This window comes from Drouetiella sp., from assembly GCF_059504425.1.
On the sequence record NZ_JCACIN010000053.1, the window covers coordinates 39,487 to 56,262 of the forward strand.

A 16,776-nucleotide genomic window follows, 5' to 3' on the forward strand; every position below is an offset into this window, starting at 1 on the left:
TCAAGTCTGGCTTAAAGCATATCAAGTCTGGCTCAAACCACCCCTTTATTCTTCTTCAACTTTTTTGCAGTTCCGCCAACTCTGCACCCAGCCAGCCTCTAAAGTTCTGCTGCTGGGCGATCGAGGGTTGCTCGATCGGAACGATCTGATAGGCAGTCGGGCGAGGAAGGCTCAGGATGACGGAGCAGGTGCGCAGCTCGTCCTGGTGAAACAGGGTAACGCTGAGAATATCGCCCGGAGCATAGTCCTTGAGGCGATCGCCCAGCTGGTCGGCTTTGACACGCCACCCATCGATCGCCAATAGCTCGTCTTCAGGATCAATGCCGCTTTGAGCTGCCGGAGAGCCGCTTTCCACAAACTTAATGACCTCTTTGCCATTCTCAGATTTTGCCACCAGCCCCAGGTAAGGCGGCAAGTGATCGAGGCTTTCGGGCTGCACCTGAAGTCCAAAAGGTTCCAGATATTCGTCAAAGGGCAGGTCGGCAGTAGTGTGGAGATAGCGGCTGAAGAACTCCGACAGATCAGTCTCGGCGACAGCGGCGATCGTCTCCTCAAGCTGTTCTGGCATAAAGCCGATTTCAAGCTGACTGCCGCTATTATCCAAGCCAGAGTTATCCAAGCCAGAGTTATCTGAGCCAGATTGCCCAAACTGCCGCCATAGGCTGCGTAGCACATCATCCAGCGATCGTCCGTTGCCATGTTTGGCTCGAATCAGCAGATCTAGCAGCAGCGATACCATCTCTCCCTTGAGGTAATAGGAGATTTGACTGTTGTTGCTGTTGGCATCGCGGCGGTAGAGCTTGATCCAGGCATCAAAGCTGGATTCGCTTAGGGACTGCACCCGCCGTCCTGGAGTCGAGAGAAACTGCGAAATTTCTTTGCCCAGCAGCTTTAGGAAGGCTTTGACATCGTAGAGGCCTGCCCGTAAAGGAATTGTCAGATCGTAGTAGCTGGTCGTGCCCTCGCTAAACCAGAGAGAAGGCGTGTAATTTTCGGCTTCATAGTCAAAAATCTCCAGCCCTTTAGGTCGAATCCGCTTGATGTTCCACAGATGGAAAAACTCATGCGCCACGAGCTGCATAAAAGTGTTGTAGCGATCGTCTGTGCGAAAGCCCAGCCGCGAGTAGAGGAGCGTGCAGGAATTCCTATGTTCTAAGCCGCCAAAACCCTGGCTTGCCAAATGCAGCAAAAATACATAGCGATCGTAGGGTAAGCCCCCAAAAATCTCAGCTTCGGCGGCTATCACCTTCTGGGTGTCGGCAATCAGGCGATCGATCTTGAGGTTGCTGTGTCCCCAAATGGCAAACTGATGCGGCTTGCCCATTGCCTCAAATTCGTAGAGCTGATGGGTGCCAATCTCAAACGGGCTGTCTACGAGCGTATCAAAATCGGCTGCAAGGAAGGTATTCTCCTGAGCGGTCACAGGCGGCAGCGTCGTAGTTATGCGCCATTCGGGAGGAGGGGCGATCGCCACTTGAATGGGCTGCTGTTCAAATCCAGGAATGAATAAAAACAGAGCTGCGCCATTGAAAAAGCCGTGAGTTGCGTCTAAGTGATTGGTGCGCACGGTCAGCTCATTGGCAAAAATGCGATAGCGGATTTCTATCTCGCTGGCTCCGTCTGCCTCGATCTGCCAGTGATTTTTGCTGCACTTATGCCAAGTGAGCTTGCTTTCTGCGGGGTCAATATCCTGACTGACAGTACCGTGACTGGCAGTACCGCGACTGGCAGTACCGTGGCTAGCCGTGAAATCTTGCAAGTGTCGTGCATACTCTCGTACCAGATAGGAACCGGGTGTCCAGACGGGCATTTTCAAGTCCAGCAGGTTGTACGACCAACCCTTCACCTGTAGAGTCACCTCAAACAGATGCGACTCTGGCTGAGGCATTGCCACCTGATATTGCATCTGCACGGTGCGAGGCAGAGCCGCAGGACGAGTTTGAGTTGCTTCTGTCATGAATACGGTAGTTTGATACGAAGAATTAGGGCATTCCCTATTGCATTTTCCCTGCCAGATGAGCAAGCTGCCGCATATTGACTAGGTAAATCGCTTGACTGCTGGGAGATACCCTGATCCAGCCTTTACTATGCAACTTTTCCATGATTTTGGCGGTTTCGTCTAGCGTAATGTCGCTGACATCTGCCAAGTCTCTAAAGGGGATGTTGTAAATTTCGGTGCCATGTTCACTAGGAAGCCCATAGCTTTCGCCCAGAGAGACGAGCGTGTTGGCAAGCTTGATGGCAGGCGGCTGGTGGCGCAACTGAAAGCGAAAATTGGTTTGGCGAAGTCGCCGCACCATGAGTTGTAGCATTCGATGATGCAGCTGAGAGTCTCTGAATAGCGTCTGGATAAACCTCTGCGCCGAAATGCTGAGGAGCTTGACGGAAGAAAGGGCAACCACATCAGTCGATCGCGGAGACTCATCCAGAATTGCCATTTCTCCAAAAAAATCGCCGCGTCCCAAAATCGCCAGCGTCGAGAAATCTTCCCCAGCATGGCGACGAACCTTAACCCAGCCCGACTCTACGAAATAGACCGCATTTCCCCATGCGTCTTCCATGAGAATGGCTCTGTCTGCTGGATACTCATGCTCAACCGTGATGGAGAGCAACCACTCAACAGTTTCAGGACTCGCAGCATTGAAGAGCGGAAACAGTTCGCTAAAAACAGCAGTCTGCATGAAAGTACTTTAGATGGAAACTAAGAAAACTATTCCTGTAAGCCTTTACCTGTATCCCTATCTCCCCACAACCTGTGTCAGCAAACCTTGCCATTCACTAGCTCCGGTGACACCTTATCGGGCTTGGGAAATCTTGGGAAATCTGATGGCGAGATGGGAAGGACAGCGATCGCCTTCAGATCAAAATTTGAGAAGCTCAACCTTTGCATCTAGCCTATGCTACCCAAAAGTTTAAGAATGTCTTCATTTCTAAGCAGGGTTTTCAAGGAAGATCAGGTTGTCTGATCCTACAGATGAAGTCGAACTCCTCCAGAATATCACGCCAGATATAATGCCATGATCAACTCCAGACACTTGTCTAAATCTAATGAAGCCGATCGCCAAACATTCTTCCCTCACGATCTTCGGGGTATGATCGCACAGAAGGACGTAGGCAGGGCATTCGGGTATTGATGAAGTATTGGCAGGAAGCGCTTGCCGTGGCGCAACGAATTTTGTTGGAATTGTGCCGTAGACAGCGATCGCTATTTCTCTGGATCATGTTTCCTGTGTTTGTGCTGCTGCTCAATGGCTATATTCTCGCCGATCAGCCCCAGGCAACGCTTAAAGGAGCTTTTGAAGCAGCCGCGCCAATGACCTTGGTGGGAGCGGCTCTGTTTTTTAGCTGCTTGGGCGGCACGATCGCTACCGTGGTTTCCGAGCGGGAGCAGAAGACCTTGAAGCGGCTGTTTCTGACCCCCCTCAGCGGTCTGTCCTACTTTTGCGGAATTTTGATGGCTCATAGCTGCATTGGTATTGGACAAGCGCTATTGGTTTATGCAAGCGCTGCGTTTCTAGAAGCACGTTTCAATGGCTCCTTGTGGTTAGGCGGTTTCATTATCCTGCTCAGCATTGTTGCCTATGTGGGATTGGGGTTTACCCTCGGCACCCAAGTTGCCCGTCGGATTGAAGACGTTAATGCTTTGGTTGCGGCATTTGGGGTGCCCCTGCTGATGCTGGGCGGCGCATTTGTGCCTCTGAGCTTTTTGCCCACGCCACTACGACAGATCGCCAAATATAACCCGGTTTATCACATGAATGAAGCGCTGACTGGAGTTTCAGCCGCAGGAGATGGCGTGGAAGCGATCGCTCCTCACCTCTATTTCTTGATCGGCTTTGCCCTGCTAATGGTGATCAGCAGCGGACTGGCCTACCGTCAGATGCTCACCCTCGAAAGGAGGCTATGAGTGCTGCAGATTGAGAGGCTAAACAAAGGCTACGGCGATCGCTCTGTGCTCCAAGATCTGAGTCTGGCGATCGCACCTGGAGAAATCTATGGACTGCTGGGACCCAATGGCGCGGGCAAGACCACCACGATCAACATTATTTGCAATCTGCTAAAAGCCGATCGCGGTCTAGTAAAAATTGATGGTCAGCCCATTTCTGGAGCCACCCAAAAGCTGATCGGCATTGCTCCCCAGGAGAACTTGCTCTATCGCAGCCTCACCTGCGCCGAAAACCTCAACTTTTTTGCCCGAATTTACGGTCTGTCGCGGCAGACTCGCCTGAAGCAGGTGCGCTACTGTCTGGAAGCCGTGAATTTGAGCGATCGCGCCCATAGCCCTGTAGAAACCCTGAGTGGCGGTATGCAGCGGCGGTTGAGCATGGCGATCGCTCTGGTACATCAGCCCCGATTGGTGATTTTAGATGAACCTACGACTGGGCTAGACATTGAGGCGCGGTACGAAATTTGGGAGCTGATTCGCCAGCTTCGGCATCAGGGGACTACAGTGCTGTTGACGACCCATCTGCTCGAAGAAGCCGAGCGCCTCTGTCAGCGGATTGGTATTCTGAAGGGCGGCAAGCTGTTGGCTGAGGGCACTTTGCCTGAACTCCAGCGGCATATCCCGGCGATCGAAATTGCGATCGTGAAAACGCCTGAAGAAGAGCAGGCGATCGATCGGGCCTTGACCCACGGCTTTACGCCCCGGCGATACGGCAGCGATCTGGCTTTCTGGCTGCCTCAAGCCATGGAGCTATCCCAAATCTTGCAGTGTTTTCAAGGCATTCCTCTAGATTCGGTTTGTCGGCAACCTGTGCGATTAGAGCATATTTATATAGAGGTCACGCAGTTCGGGTCAGATCTATAGCTGTCGCCAGTTTGCTTAGGACATGGCGGGGCGCTTCGCGCCCCGCCATGTGCCCGTCCTAACCGCCTTGGCGGTTGCTACAGACATTAAAAAATAGGGCTGAAAGATTAAGAATTCTTGATTCTTAACGCTTTCCCTCTCAGCCTTCTGGCTTTTTCCCTTTCTTTTCGTCCCCCAAACTCGATAAAATACGACCAATAGCCGAATTACTGCAATAGTCATTCCCATAATTATGAGTGTAATTAGTCAGGTCATTCTCAATGCCGATGAAGAACTGCGCTATCCTAGCAGCGGCGAATTGAAGAACATTCAAGAGTTTTTGCAAACGGGTGAGCAGCGGGTACGGATCGCCGCCACGCTGGCTGAAAATGAGAAAAAGATTGTTCAAGAAGCGAGCAAGAGTCTCTGGCGCAAACGTCCTGACTTCATTGCTCCGGGGGGCAATGCCTATGGCGACAAGCAGCGCGCTCTGTGTCTGCGGGATTACGGCTGGTATCTACGTCTAGTCACCTACGGCGTACTGGCAGGCGATAAAGGACCGATTGAGAAGATTGGGCTGATCGGCGTCAGAGAAATGTATAACTCTTTGGGTGTGCCTGTCCCTGGCATGGTGGAGTCTATTCGCTGCCTGAAGGCGGCTTCTTTGGCGCTGTTGAGCGATGCTGATGCTTCGGAGGCTTCTCCCTACTTCGACTACATGATTCAGTCGATGTCGTAGGCGATCGCCCAACTTCCCTAAACCTGAAATTTAAGGGCTGGAGGCTGAAGACTGGAGGCTAGGCATTGCGCTTTGAGCGTGTCTGGTTTGTAGACCTCGGTTTCTAGCCCTTGCCTGTAGGCAGAACAGATTTGACACGAAACCTGGCAAAGTATTCTTCATTTTGGCGGCTGGCGATCGAATCCTGTGCCCGTTCAAAGACAGCAGGTTCAAAGTTGGGGGTAAACTGCCGCAAAATTTCATCAGGGGTTGTGCCATGGGGCGGACCGCCGGGACGATCATGTGCCCAAAATAAGGCAATTAGCTCACCTTGAGGCTTCAAAATCGATCGCACTAGATTAACGTAGGCTTCTCGCTGAGCGGGATCGATCGCACAAAAGCAGGTGTGTTCCAAGACGTAATCAAAGCGATCGGCAAATTCTGGGTACAACCCAAAAATATCGCGCTGAAGAAACTGAGCTGACAATCCGCGAGTCTGAGCCACCTCCGCAGCACGGGCAACGGCAGAGGGTGCAAAGTCAAATCCCGTCACCTCAAAGCCTCGCTCGGCAAACAGCAGAGCGTCCTGTCCTTTGCCCGATCCCAGAACGGCGATCGATCCAGGCGGCGGCGCATCAGCGGCATTTAGCAATCGGATAAAAGGCGGTGCGGCTTGTCCTAAGTCCCAGCGATCGGTGCCCTCCTGATAGCGACCTTCCCAAAATTCGGGTGTACGTGTTTGATAGGACATTACGTAATTAATTTAGGACGAGTTATTTTTTGAGAGCTGCGCGGAGCACGGCTCTCAAAAAATAACTCATTGGATCTAAGTGCGTAGCGCTATGCATTTCCAAAATCGCCTCATAATACCCGCTATCCACTTTCTGCCCCGACAGTAAGCCTCTGATTGATAGTACGCTCTAGGAATTAAGCACTGCTATAGTTTTACGGTGCTACAGCCAGGATAGCTAAGAATAACACCACGGGCAGCCATGCCAAAGAACCTTCTGCACCGCCAATCTACCTTAGGTCTGATTCTCAGTTTAGGCATAGGATTGTCGGTTTTGGTAACTTCCTTTGTTAGCAGATGGGAGGCATCTAATCGGCAGCTTCGCTTTCAACGGCAAATTGAAAACTTGGCGACCGCCCTTCAGCGCAGCCTCAACCGATATACGGACTTGCTGGCATTCTTGAGCGATTACTATAAGGTGGAGCAATCTCCCGTCGATCGCCAAGCTTTTGCCAGTTTTGTGGAACGATCGCTTCAAACTTATTCTGGCATTCAGGCTTTGGAATGGGCACCTGTAGTGCCGCAAGCCAATCGTCTGTCCTACGAACAAACCGTACAGTCAGAAGGCTATCCCCGCTTCAATATCACTGAATTAGGGGGAGACGGCAGTTTGGTGAGGGCTGTTCAGCGTCCCTACTATGTTCCTGTCACCTATGTGGAGCCGTTCGTAGGCAATGAGTCTGCGTTAGGATATGACCTTTACTCTAATGTGACTCGCGCTGCCGCGATCGCGCAGTCCAGAGACACGGGCAGCATAACCGCTACTGGACGAATTCGGCTAGTTCAGGAAAAACGTAATCAGTTTGGTTTTCTGGTATTTCAGCCAATTTATCAAGCTCAAAATGATCAGGCACCTGCCCTGCGTCGCCAGCAGTTCACAGGGGTATTGCTGGGTGTGTTTCGCATATCTGATGTTGTGGAAGAATCTCTGCAGGACTTGCAGTACGAGATTGACTTTACGGTATACGATCGGAGCGCCAACCCCGCAGAACAGTTTTTAGGACGATATGATGCGGCTCGCAAGCAGGTCGTTGCCAGCCAGAATCAGTCAGGTCAGAAGCAATCAAGCCAGAATCAGTCATCAGTTAACGGAATACAGCCTTTCTGCCCTTCTGCTGAGAGCTGCACACAGACTTTAACCGTAGGACAGCGGCAGTGGTCGATCGTCTTTTCGCCCTCCGTTGGCTATACCGGAACGCAATATGGAGCGATCGCGACGCTGATGACCGGATTGCTACTGACCAGCGGTTTAGTGCTGTTTTTGCATCAGTTGAATCGTGAATTAGAACAAACTCAAAGTTTGAGCAACTTACGGTTTCGCTTTTTCTCGATGGCATCCCACGAACTGCGAACGCCCCTCAGCACTATCCTGCTCTCCAGCGAATCGCTGCAGATCAACCACAATCAGCTCACAGAGGCACAGAAGCAAACCAACATTCAGCGAATTCATCTGACAGCAAAGCGGATGAGCCAGCAGATTGCAGATTTATTGATGTTGACGCGGGCAGAGGTGGGGAAATTGGAATTTCACCCAGAGTTACTGGATCTAGAATGCTTCTGCCAGCAGGTTATGGAAGAGACGCAGCTAGGCATCAGCCAACCCATTCAGTTTACGAATGCAGGACAGCCAATCAAAGCCTTTCTAGATAAGAATTTGCTGCGATCGCTCCTCACCAATCTGCTCTCGAATGCGGCAAAATATTCATCTCCCGATGCCCCCATCCAACTTAGGTTAAGCGCCGATCTAGATAGGGCAATCATTCAGATTAGCGATCGCGGCATTGGCATTCCCGCCGCAGATCAACCCCGCATTTGTGACCCCTTTTATCGAGGCAGCAATGTAGGAGATGCAACTGGAACAGGATTGGGATTGGCAGTAGTAAAAACCTGCGTTGAACTGCATCGAGGGATATGGGCGATCGAGAGTCAGATCAATGAGGGAACCACCATAACAGTACGGCTACCCCTAGAGTAGAACCCTCTGCCGACTATTTGCCACTCCAGTGAATGAACCGTTTTTCTACTAGCAGAAACAGCATATTAAGGAAATATCCTAGAATGCCTGTGATCAGAATTGAGGCGTACATATCTTTAACGTTGAGAACCTGCTGAGCATCAATAATCCGTTTCCCCAGCCCTTGCTCAGTGCCAATGAACATCTCGGCAACAATCACAATCACGAGTGAAATACTGATACCGCTCCGTAACCCAATAAAGGTTTGCGGTAGGCTTTCCAACAGCAATACATCTTTAAACACTCGCCAACGATTCGCGCCCATCACCTTTGCCGCGAGGATACGCGACTGCTTGGCGTTAATTACGCCATAGGCGCTGTTGAACACAATCAATAGGAACGCGCTAAAGGCAGCAATGACGACTTTAGAAAAATCGCTCACGCCAAAAAAGAGAATGAACATGGGAATCAGCGCGCTTGCAGGCGTGGAACGGAAGAAGTCAATTAAAAACTCGAAGCTGCGATAGAGCTTTTCAGAACTACCCAACGCCACACCTATTGGCACGCCTACAGCCGCCGCCATGAAGAAGGCGCTAAAGGTTCGCAGCACGGTGGCAATAAAGTCAGGCAGCATTGTACCCGTCAGCATTCCGGTGATCAGGGTGCCGAGGGTGGCGATCGGCGTAGGCAGCAGTACGGGGTTAACAAACCCGGAGATCGCAATTAGCCACCAAACTCCGAACAGCGCCAGTACACCAATTAGCGGCAATAGCTGATCGGCACGAGCAAGAGAGAATTTTTGAATGCGATTAGATGAACGAACGCTTGAAGCAGTCATTTCCGCATCTCCTGACGAAAGATTTCTAAACAGTGACGGCTAGTTTCAATAAATTCGGGAGAGGTGAGAGTATCGGGAGTGCGAGGACGGGGAACTTGGAAGGGGACGGCTTCTACCAGATGCGTAGGACGCTTGCTGAGCAGCAGAACCGTATCTGCCAGGAACACCGCTTCTTCCAAGTTGTGAACGACCATGAGCATGGGGATGCCCGTTGCCATGAAGATTTCCTGGAGCTTGTCACGGACAAATAGGGTCGTTTCAAAATCTAGCGCCGAGAAGGGTTCATCCAGAAACAGCACTTCTGGATCAGCAACTAGCGCCCGCAGAATCGACACCAACTGCTGCTGTCCCCCAGAGAAACTGTAGGGATAGCGTTTCAGATCAAGACGAATATTGAAGGTGCTGATTAAGCGCTCGACGCGATCGCGACATTCTGGCTCTGGCATTCCTTTAACCCGGAGCGGATACGCAATATTGTCATAGGCACTCATCCAGGGAAACATGGAATCCCGGTAGTTTTGAAACACATAGCCAATCTTGGCGCGGCGAATCGGCTTGCCATGAATCCGAATCTCACCGCGATCGATGGGAATCAATCCACTGATCATGTTAATTAGCGTAGACTTACCGCATCCATTAGGGCCAAAAACGGATACCAACTGGTTATTGGGTAAATCGAGGTTGAAGTCCTCGTACAGCGGTTGCCCTGCAAACGACTTGCACAAGCCCTGCACAGAAATGAAATGTTCGGGTGGGGCAATGGTGGGCGTGAGTACGGCATCTCTCGTCATAATAAGTTTTCCCAGAATAAGGGTCTTCAGCGTGTCTCCAGATGAATCGAACGTGAACAATTAAGCAGGTTTGTACATCAGGCTGGCAACATCAACCTGCTTCGAGAACACCTTTTTATCGGTCATAAAATCAAAGAATTTCTGAAAATAGCTGACGTCTTCTGGCTTGAATTCGTCATACAGGGTATAGGCAACAAGGGGCACTTTCTGCACTAGCTCCCCTTCGATCGCGGTATAACCCACAAGATATTGCCGCACCTCATCGGGTTTATCGCGAATCTCTTGCACAGCGCGGCGGTATGCCTCTATATAGGTTTTGGTGGTAGAGGGATATTGTTCAATAAACTTGCTGCTGAGGACTGCTGCCCCGCCAAACCAGGGCGCTTTTGCATTCCCTAAAATGTATTTGGAGACTACCCCATATTCCAAAACGCGGGTGATTCCTTTCATATCACCAACGGTACCTGTGGGTTCCAAAGTGTAAGCCGCATCAATTTGTCCAGACTCGATCGCCGCCACATGCTGCCGAATCTCAAGCTGCTGCACTTGAGGATCTGAAACCCCTGCTTTGACCAAAACTTCCTGGGCGATCGCCAGATTTTGTGCCCCTGGCCCAGATGCCAGTTTCTTACCTTTCAGATCAGCGATCGAGCGAATCGGGCTGTCTTTCGCCACGATCACCTGCTCCAGCTTGTATTCTGCACTGCTGGGATTGGCTGCAATAATCTTGAACAACCCCGGTGACGCAATTTCTGATAACCCTAGGGCACCGCTAGCGACCCCATTCCCCGTGCCCTGGAGCCGTCCTGCAATCAGAGACTCAGCCACCTGGTTAGCCGAGGCAAATTTCACCACCTCCACATCTAGCCCCGCCTCTTTGAAATATCCCTTCTTTTCAGCAATAAATAAAGGTAACCCAGCTGCAACGGGCCAAAATCCAATCGAAATTTTACCGGGATTCTCTGAGTTTGTTGCACCTGCGATCGTAGCGGGTGATTGAGCTTGAGGTTGCGTACAGCCGTGAGCTGCGATCGCTACTGCTGCACCTGCACTCACTTGAAGAAAATGTCGTCTGTGGATCTTCATGGGCTTCACCTTTACAGTGGATAAAATCAAGGTTAGAATTGCATCAAAAGATACAAAAAGCGATTCATAAATTTGTATCCCTCTCCCTTCTCCGATGCGAAATCACCTCTCGAAAGTTAAGCATCAGCGTATAGATCTAACCTGTATATTTCAGGGATGCTTTCGTGGAGAAATCGTGGAGAATGTCAGGGTTTCTTGAAGAATTCAAAGCTCATTCAGAGCGAATACTGATATTCATCGCCCTGAGTGCATCTTGTATTTAAAAACGCAAGTGCTTCGCTTAATCTAGGCTTTTTAGGCGATATCCCACGCCATGCACCGTTTCAATCAGATCTCTTGGCGCGCCTGCGGTTTTGAGCTTTGCTCGTAAGTTCTTAATATAAGTTTTGATAGTGTCTTCTTCTGGACACTCTTGCCATGTCCAAACGCTTTCAATCATGGCCGCTCGACTCAAGACGCGCTTGCCATATCGGAGCAGCGTTTCTAACAGCGCAAACTCTTTAGCCGTGAGGCGGATCGGCGATCGCCCATACATGACTTCATAGCTCCCCGGATCAAGCGACAGATCGCCCCATCGTAAAACGGGAGAGGTGCCAGATTGCCCACGACGCAGCAAAGCCCGAATTTGCGCCAGCAGTTCCTGCAAATTCAGCGGCTTCACCATATAGGCATCTGCACCTGCATCTAGCCCTATTACCTTATCGAGGCTTGTATCACGGGCAGTGAGCATGAGAACAGGGGAAGAGCAACCGCGATCGCGCAACCGCTCACAAAGGCGAATGCCATCTAGCTTCGGCAGGGTCACGTCCATCAAGATCAAGTCATAGGCAAATGCCTGTGTCTTTTCCCATGCAGATTCACCGTCTCTGGCGCAATCCACAATGTATCGCTGTAGGCTAAGTGCTTCAGTCAGAGATTCTGCCAATTGGCTATCGTCTTCCACTAACAGAATCCGCATCGTCTAGCCTGTTGCATTAAGATCAAAGGCGCTGAGTTTAAAGGCACATTTTCTGACTTTACATTGGGAAATATATCCTGGAAAATCCAGAAGTTTAGCAATGTCAAAGTACAAACCTTGCAAATCTATCCTTCTACAAAAAGTACCGTGAAATTGTGACCCACCCTACATATTTAGACATAGCGACCCCCACCATCTAAATGCAAAACTTCACCCGTGATAAAGCCAGAAGTCATTAAAAATAGAATGGACTGAGCAGCCTCACTCGCTGTGCCAATACGCTGGGTCGGCAATGTTGCAGCTTGAGCTTTGACTACACCTTCATACTGGTCTGCAAAGGCGGCTTGGAGCAAAGGCGTATCGATATAGCCAGGGGCGATCGCATTCACCCGTATCGGTGCCAGTTCTAACGCCAACGATCGAGTCATGGCTTCAATTCCACCTACAGCCGCCGCGACGATCGACATTCCAGCAATGGGACGAGAGGAAAATAGCCCTGACATCAATGTGATTGAACCGCCTGACATTTTGGGAGCCGCATGACGCACAGCATAAACTGCACCCCAAATCCGTTCATCAATTGGTCGTGCCAACTGTTCCAGTGGAGTTCCTACGACTGTCCCCGACGCTAGACTCGCACCCAATACAACGAGATGATCGACGTGATCAAAAGCTTCCATCAACTGCTGCACACTAGATTCTTGAGCAATATCCACGATTGCTATTGTGACATTACCGAGTTCTTTGGCAGCTTGCTCTAGCTTAATCAGATTGCGCCCCGTAATTGTGACGATCGCACCCTGCTTTTTTGCCCATTGTGCAGTCTCAAAACCGATCCCAGAACTACCGCCAATAATCACTACGTTTTGGTTTTCTAATTGCATTGTGCATAACCTTTACTGCTTACATCTTGAAGATAAAAGCAGATTATTATATTGTCTAATTGATTATTACTATGAGCATTATCACTATGATGAATGACGAGCAGTGAATTACGAACAGCTTGACCTCAACTTGCTTAGGGTCTTTGATGCCGTAATGACAGAACTGAATGTCACGCGGGCAGCCGATCGTCTCCATATGACGCAACCTGCGGTTAGCAATGCACTCAAACGGTTACGCCATTTACTAGAGGACGAGCTATTCATCAAAGTGCCGATGGGGGTTCGTGCCACACCCAAAGCAATCCGGATTTGGCAGCCTTTGCGAGAAGCGTTAATTCAAATTCGGCAAACTTTAGACCCTGCTGAATTTGACCCAGCGACGGCAGCCACCTCATTCAGCATTGCCATGAACGACTTTACGGCAAACTTAATTCTGCCAAAGCTAGTCATAGTGCTGGAAGAAACAGCTCCCAGAGTCGATTTGCGAACTATTCCAACAACCTATATTGATGCGCCCATGCTGCTGGAACAGGCAGAAATTGACCTGGCGATCGGGGTGTTTCCCAATCCTGGCTCCCGATTGCGATCGTACTCGCTCCTTACCTCGCCTTTCGTGTGTATCATGCGTCAGCATCACCCGCTCGCAGCAAAAAAGCTGACCCTAGAGCGGTACGTCCAAGCCGCGCATTTGTTGGTTACTCTCTCTGGAGAATCCACAGGACCGATCGATCGCCTACTGCAAGACCTAGGATTGCAGCGGCGGATTGCATTGACCGTCAACCAGTTTGCCGTTGCGCCTGGAATCATTGCCCAATCAAATTTGATTGCCGTATTGCCCGATCGCATTGTGCAATTAAGTGGAGTAGCAAAGCAGTTGCATATTGTGCCTTTGCCGATCGAATTGGCACCCACTACCCTCAAGATGATGTGGCATGAACGCAATCATCTTGAGGGTAGACAGCAGTGGCTAAGGTCACGCCTCATTGAAATTTGTGAGCAGATTCACTCACTGAACAGTCAGTAGTGTAAATATGCTCTTTCTAGCGAGCTGCTTTAAGCAGCTTCTTTAACGCTCATTTTCTGAGTGGAGGCGATCGCCTATCAGGGGATGCTGGCATTTTGATAGAAGATACGAGCCTCCGTGTGATCGATCGTCGAGACTTTGTGTAGGCAAACTTCATAGGGACTTCTGCGATCGCCCAGAAGTTTGCAGAAAAATCCAACATTCGCGATTCTTATCGTCCAGATGACCCACAATTTTATACAGTGGACTGATAGGAGTTTCTGTGAATCTAATATTTTAATGCCCTACTCCGCGATCGCTCCTCCCTTCCCCCCCTCCAATCTCATCTCTCAGGAGCCTAGCGACCATGGACATTAGCCTGGTTCTCTCTAATGTCCTGACCCCGCCCATCCTGTTTTTCTTTCTAGGGATGCTGGCGGTATTTGCCAAGTCTGATTTAGAAATTCCTCAGCCGATTCCTAAACTGTTCTCCCTGTATCTGCTGTTTGCGATCGGCTTCAAAGGAGGCGTTGAGCTGGTCAAAAGCGGAGTCAGTCTAGAAGTGCTGCTGACGCTCTCAGCCGCCGTCCTCATGTCTGTTGTGGTGCCCATCTACACGTTTTTCATTCTGAGACGGAAGCTCGATCCTTACAATGCGGCGGCGATCGCGGCAACCTATGGCTCGATCAGCGCTGTCACCTTCATCACGGCTAGCTCATTTCTCCAGGAGATTGGGTTGCAGTATGACGGCTACATGGTTGCTGCCCTGGCGCTGATGGAATCGCCTGCCATTATTATTGGCTTAATTCTGGTCAAAATATATGCCGCGAAGACTAATGATCAGGAGTTTTCTTGGTCGGAGGTGATTCGAGAAGCCTGCCTCAACAGCTCAGTCTTCCTGTTGATCGGTAGCCTGGTGATTGGTGCGTTGACGGGTGAGCATGGCTGGAAATTTCTGTCGCCCTTCACCCAAGACATATTTTACGGCGTTCTGACGCTTTTCCTGCTAGACATGGGGCTAGTAGCCGCCCGCAGAATCAAAGATTTGCAGAAGGCGGGAGCTTTTCTCATTTCCTTTGGCGTTCTGGTTCCCATCTTAAATGCAGCGATCGGGATCGCCATTGCCAAGTTGATTGGGCTGTCAGAAGGCGATGCGCTGCTATTCTGCGTCCTCTGCGCCAGCGCTTCCTACATTGCAGTCCCGGCGGCAATGCGCCTCACCGTGCCAGAGGCAAACCCAAGTCTCTACATTTCAACTGCGCTTGCCGTCACCTTTCCCTTCAACATCATTGTTGGTATTCCGCTCTACTTCTACGTTATTCGCCTGTTCTGGCCTTGATATTCTTTCATCTCCCACTCTTCCTATGACTCCCGTTACCCGCATGGAAATCATTGCCAGCTCTGCCGAACTGGCAAAAATTCTGGCTAGCCTCGATCAAGTAGGTGTGCCTAGCTACACTGTAGTTCGCAACGTTGTAGGTAAAGGTCAGCAGGGTCAGGTTACAGATGACTTGGTGATGAGTATGCTTGATAACGTCTACGTCATTGCCTTCTTTCCGCCTGATCTCACGCAGCGCGTGACCGAAGTTGTTCGCCCCATTCTCAACAAGTTTGGCGGCATTTGCTACCTCTCAGATGCCACAGAGATTCGATCGACGCTGCGGGTTGCGTCCACATAGCTGTTTTTCCTTGACTCAACTTTTTCCTTGACTCAACTTTTTCCTTGACTCAGCTCAGTCAGAAAGGAACACTAGATAAAAGAACACTACCGCTAGAGATCTCTATCGGGAAATCGCTTCCTCGCCCTCCTGCAATGACTCAAACCCTCGCCCTGCCTTCCTCCAATCATCCGCTTGCCGATATCCTCTACCATCTGGAAGCAGGAGGCGCTCTGCTGCCCGACTCTCCCGAAAATGTGTTGGAGGTAGTGGGCGTACTCAAAAGCTATGGTCACGTGTTGGATGCCTATCAGCGCAACCTCAACTACATCGCCGAGCATCAGTTTTTGGTGATGTTTCCCTTCTTCAAGTATTTCAACGGTGAAGTGACGCTGCCTAAGCTGCTGAAACACTGGTGGCACGATCGCATCAACTATGAATTTGCCGAATACTGCATGAAGTCAATGTTTTGGCATGGGGCAGAGGGGCTGGATACTTACCTGGATAGTGAAGCCTTCGACCAACATGTCAGAGCGGCAATTCGGGCAAAAATCCAGGGTGACTTTCTGGTGCAAGGACTCGATCGCCTGTTTCCAGACTTCTTGCCAGAGCAGGTGAGAATGATGTGCTACTACAGTGCCTTGGGTCAGTTTTGGGATGTGATGAGCCGGATGTTTTTGAGTTTGTCCGATCGCTACGATCGCGGTGAAATTCAGACCATTGCTCAGGTCGTGCAGCATATTCAGGATGCGCTGGTGGCGGCTGCCGCTAACCCAATTACCTATGCGGTAGAAATTAAGGGCAAGGTGTATGACATTATTCCGGCATCGGTGGGGCTAACCTTTCTGAAGGACACGGCGATACCCTACGTTGAGGCTGTATTTTTTCGATCGTTCCCTTTCTTTGGCACGGTGTCTTACAACGCCCAGGCAGGGCAAATTTCTCATAATCAGGCAGATTTTAACTATGGCGCGCTGTTTGCCGATCCGCTGCCGATCGGCGGTTCCGGCATTCCACCCACGCTGCTGATGCAGGACATGCTGCATTACATTCCCAACTACCTGCGCGAGGTCTATATGCAGGGGCTGCGAGGCGATGACGATCTGCGGGTAAAAATTTGCCTCAGCTTCCAAAAATCCATGTTTTGCGTCACCACAGCGGCTATTTTTGGCTTAATGCCCTACCCCCGCACCACAACTGATCCAGAACAGCAGCAGGCTAATCGCGCCTATCTGGAAGGCTGGATGGATCGGTTTGTGGGTTCTCGCTTGCTAAATGTTCAGTAAGCCTTTAGACAGTGACGCTAC

17 protein-coding genes are annotated in these 16,776 nt (G+C 50.5%); 9 read left to right on the forward strand and 8 right to left on the reverse strand.

Going from position 1 to position 16,776, the window contains the following annotated elements; genetic code table 11:
* Nucleotides 1-55: 55 nt before the first annotated feature.
* Both AC5JMP_RS13175 and AC5JMP_RS13180 read right to left on the reverse strand, forming a co-directional pair.
* Entirely contained in the window at nt 56-1,957 is a 1,902-nt protein-coding gene (locus tag AC5JMP_RS13175) for a M61 family metallopeptidase (protein ID WP_495851933.1), read from the reverse strand.
* 37 nt (nt 1,958-1,994) lie between these two features.
* Nucleotides 1,995-2,681: a Crp/Fnr family transcriptional regulator gene (locus tag AC5JMP_RS13180; protein ID WP_495851934.1), complete on the reverse strand. Its 687-nt coding sequence runs from the start codon at nt 2,679-2,681 to the stop codon at nt 1,995-1,997.
* Between the two features lie 13 nt (nt 2,682-2,694).
* On the opposite strand from AC5JMP_RS13180, the gene AC5JMP_RS13185 reads away from it, so the two are divergent.
* From AC5JMP_RS13185 to AC5JMP_RS13200, 4 genes are all read left to right on the forward strand, one after another.
* Nucleotides 2,695-2,916, forward strand: a complete 222-nt coding sequence (locus AC5JMP_RS13185; RefSeq protein WP_495851935.1) for a hypothetical protein — start codon at nt 2,695-2,697, stop codon at nt 2,914-2,916.
* Between the two features lie 217 nt (nt 2,917-3,133).
* Entirely contained in the window at nt 3,134-3,907 is a 774-nt protein-coding gene (locus AC5JMP_RS13190) for an ABC transporter permease (RefSeq protein WP_495851936.1), read from the forward strand.
* Complete coding sequence (locus AC5JMP_RS13195; RefSeq protein WP_495851937.1) at nt 3,908-4,810, forward strand: ABC transporter ATP-binding protein; 903 nt, start codon at nt 3,908-3,910, stop codon at nt 4,808-4,810.
* A 232-nt stretch (nt 4,811-5,042) separates the two neighbouring features.
* Nucleotides 5,043-5,528 carry an allophycocyanin gene (locus AC5JMP_RS13200; protein ID WP_495851938.1) on the forward strand — a complete coding sequence of 162 codons (486 nt, stop codon included), beginning with the start codon at nt 5,043-5,045 and terminating at the stop codon, nt 5,526-5,528.
* A 103-nt stretch (nt 5,529-5,631) separates the two neighbouring features.
* Here AC5JMP_RS13200 and AC5JMP_RS13205 read toward each other — a convergent pair whose 3' ends face one another.
* Nucleotides 5,632-6,258 (reverse strand): methyltransferase domain-containing protein, encoded by a 627-nt coding sequence (locus AC5JMP_RS13205; protein ID WP_495851939.1) that lies wholly within the window; start codon nt 6,256-6,258, stop codon nt 5,632-5,634.
* 241 nt (nt 6,259-6,499) lie between these two features.
* Between AC5JMP_RS13205 and AC5JMP_RS13210 the strand changes: the two genes are divergently transcribed.
* Nucleotides 6,500-8,272 (forward strand): CHASE domain-containing sensor histidine kinase, encoded by a 1,773-nt coding sequence (locus tag AC5JMP_RS13210; RefSeq protein WP_495851940.1) that lies wholly within the window; start codon nt 6,500-6,502, stop codon nt 8,270-8,272.
* Nucleotides 8,273-8,285: 13 nt separating this feature from the next.
* Here AC5JMP_RS13210 and AC5JMP_RS13215 read toward each other — a convergent pair whose 3' ends face one another.
* The 5 genes from AC5JMP_RS13215 to AC5JMP_RS13235 form a co-directional block, all read right to left on the reverse strand.
* Complete coding sequence (locus AC5JMP_RS13215) at nt 8,286-9,089, reverse strand: ABC transporter permease (protein ID WP_495851941.1); 804 nt, start codon at nt 9,087-9,089, stop codon at nt 8,286-8,288.
* Nucleotides 9,086-9,880, reverse strand: a complete 795-nt coding sequence (locus AC5JMP_RS13220; protein ID WP_495851942.1) for an ABC transporter ATP-binding protein — start codon at nt 9,878-9,880, stop codon at nt 9,086-9,088. Before AC5JMP_RS13220 ends, AC5JMP_RS13215 begins: the two co-directional genes overlap by 4 nt.
* 60 nt (nt 9,881-9,940) lie before the next feature.
* Nucleotides 9,941-10,966 (reverse strand): ABC transporter substrate-binding protein, encoded by a 1,026-nt coding sequence (locus AC5JMP_RS13225; RefSeq protein WP_495851943.1) that lies wholly within the window; start codon nt 10,964-10,966, stop codon nt 9,941-9,943.
* A 280-nt stretch (nt 10,967-11,246) separates the two neighbouring features.
* The gene (locus AC5JMP_RS13230; RefSeq protein WP_495851944.1) at nt 11,247-11,924 is read right to left on the reverse strand and encodes a response regulator transcription factor; all 678 of its coding nucleotides are present in this window, start codon (nt 11,922-11,924) and stop codon (nt 11,247-11,249) included.
* Between the two features lie 173 nt (nt 11,925-12,097).
* Nucleotides 12,098-12,808 carry an SDR family oxidoreductase gene (locus AC5JMP_RS13235; RefSeq protein WP_495851945.1) on the reverse strand — a complete coding sequence of 237 codons (711 nt, stop codon included), beginning with the start codon at nt 12,806-12,808 and terminating at the stop codon, nt 12,098-12,100.
* A gap of 103 nt (nt 12,809-12,911) precedes the next feature.
* Between AC5JMP_RS13235 and AC5JMP_RS13240 the strand changes: the two genes are divergently transcribed.
* The 4 genes from AC5JMP_RS13240 to AC5JMP_RS13255 all read left to right on the forward strand — a co-directional run bounded on the left by AC5JMP_RS13240 (nt 12,912) and on the right by AC5JMP_RS13255 (nt 16,755).
* The gene (locus AC5JMP_RS13240) at nt 12,912-13,832 is read left to right on the forward strand and encodes a LysR family transcriptional regulator (RefSeq protein ID WP_495851946.1); all 921 of its coding nucleotides are present in this window, start codon (nt 12,912-12,914) and stop codon (nt 13,830-13,832) included.
* A gap of 346 nt (nt 13,833-14,178) precedes the next feature.
* A complete protein-coding gene (locus tag AC5JMP_RS13245) occupies nt 14,179-15,150 on the forward strand; it encodes a sodium-dependent bicarbonate transport family permease (protein WP_495851947.1) in 972 nt (323 codons plus the stop codon).
* A 25-nt stretch (nt 15,151-15,175) separates the two neighbouring features.
* A complete protein-coding gene (locus tag AC5JMP_RS13250; RefSeq protein WP_495851948.1) occupies nt 15,176-15,490 on the forward strand; it encodes a P-II family nitrogen regulator in 315 nt (104 codons plus the stop codon).
* A gap of 134 nt (nt 15,491-15,624) precedes the next feature.
* On the forward strand, nt 15,625-16,755 hold the full coding sequence (locus AC5JMP_RS13255) for a CO2 hydration protein (RefSeq protein ID WP_495851949.1): 1,131 nt from the start codon (nt 15,625-15,627) through the stop codon (nt 16,753-16,755).
* Nucleotides 16,756-16,776: the final 21 nt, after the last annotated feature.

Coding starts and splice junctions, on each gene's coding strand:
- AC5JMP_RS13210 (WP_495851940.1), top strand. CDS start 6,500: ATGCCAAAGAACCTTCTGCACCGCCAATCTACCTTAGGTCTGATTCTC.
- AC5JMP_RS13190 (WP_495851936.1), top strand. CDS start 3,134: ATGAAGTATTGGCAGGAAGCGCTTGCCGTGGCGCAACGAATTTTGTTG.
- AC5JMP_RS13200 (WP_495851938.1), top strand. CDS start 5,043: ATGAGTGTAATTAGTCAGGTCATTCTCAATGCCGATGAAGAACTGCGC.
- AC5JMP_RS13225 (WP_495851943.1), bottom strand. CDS start 10,966: ATGAAGATCCACAGACGACATTTTCTTCAAGTGAGTGCAGGTGCAGCA.
- AC5JMP_RS13220 (WP_495851942.1), bottom strand. CDS start 9,880: ATGACGAGAGATGCCGTACTCACGCCCACCATTGCCCCACCCGAACAT.
- AC5JMP_RS13255 (WP_495851949.1), top strand. CDS start 15,625: ATGACTCAAACCCTCGCCCTGCCTTCCTCCAATCATCCGCTTGCCGAT.
- AC5JMP_RS13205 (WP_495851939.1), bottom strand. CDS start 6,258: ATGTCCTATCAAACACGTACACCCGAATTTTGGGAAGGTCGCTATCAG.
- AC5JMP_RS13175 (WP_495851933.1), bottom strand. CDS start 1,957: ATGACAGAAGCAACTCAAACTCGTCCTGCGGCTCTGCCTCGCACCGTG.
- AC5JMP_RS13180 (WP_495851934.1), bottom strand. CDS start 2,681: ATGCAGACTGCTGTTTTTAGCGAACTGTTTCCGCTCTTCAATGCTGCG.
- AC5JMP_RS13235 (WP_495851945.1), bottom strand. CDS start 12,808: ATGCAATTAGAAAACCAAAACGTAGTGATTATTGGCGGTAGTTCTGGG.
- AC5JMP_RS13245 (WP_495851947.1), top strand. CDS start 14,179: ATGGACATTAGCCTGGTTCTCTCTAATGTCCTGACCCCGCCCATCCTG.
- AC5JMP_RS13215 (WP_495851941.1), bottom strand. CDS start 9,089: ATGACTGCTTCAAGCGTTCGTTCATCTAATCGCATTCAAAAATTCTCT.
- AC5JMP_RS13250 (WP_495851948.1), top strand. CDS start 15,176: ATGACTCCCGTTACCCGCATGGAAATCATTGCCAGCTCTGCCGAACTG.
- AC5JMP_RS13185 (WP_495851935.1), top strand. CDS start 2,695: ATGGAAACTAAGAAAACTATTCCTGTAAGCCTTTACCTGTATCCCTAT.
- AC5JMP_RS13230 (WP_495851944.1), bottom strand. CDS start 11,924: ATGCGGATTCTGTTAGTGGAAGACGATAGCCAATTGGCAGAATCTCTG.